Raw genomic sequence first — 665 nt, forward strand, 5'->3', positions numbered from 1 at the left:
CTTTGCCTATCCACTTATCGATTGGCCGTCACTTTCGTCAAGAAGGGGAGGTTGATCGTGCGATTCTCATTCATCAGAACCTCTTGGCTCATCCCCAGTTAAGTACTGAAAATGCGCATGCTGTTACTTTTGAGCTAGCAAGAGATTACAAGGCAGCAGGTTTATTCGACAGAGCTGAGTCCTTACTTGAAGAACTTGTTTTTACTCGAGATTTAAGTGACCAAGCGCGAAGGCTATTGTTATCGATTCTTGAGCGACAAAAAGATTGGGAGCAGGCAATTGAGTTGATATCGAAATGGGATTGCAAACGTGATCCTGATCTAGCGAAGCGAATGGGGCATTATCATTGTGAGATTGCGGTGTCTCAGCTAGAGTCCGGCCGTCATAACTTAGCGCGTCATCACCTAGATTATGCTTCCAAAGTCGACCCTAAGAACCCCCGAGCTTTGCTGCTTTTGGCTCAGTTAAAGTCTGCTGAGCACGGGTTTGTTCAAGCGATTGGGTATTTGAGGTCGTTAGTTGAAGAACATCCAGACTTTTCTCCTCTAGCTGTTGATCTTTTGGTGGTATGTTCCGATGCAACTAGCACTAAACCAAAGATGCGTGACTTCCTTAAACGGATATACTTAAAGCATCGAAATGATAGGATACTTCTCGCGTTGGCC

The 665-nt window shown here is 45.1% G+C and carries 1 protein-coding gene; it reads left to right on the plus strand.

The window, feature by feature from the left end; translation table 11 throughout:
- Positions 1-665, plus strand: a 665-nt coding sequence (locus A3750_RS23045) for a tetratricopeptide repeat protein (RefSeq protein WP_156498875.1), incomplete at both ends; no start/stop codon positions are given.

Source organism: Oleiphilus sp. HI0079, assembly GCF_001635105.1.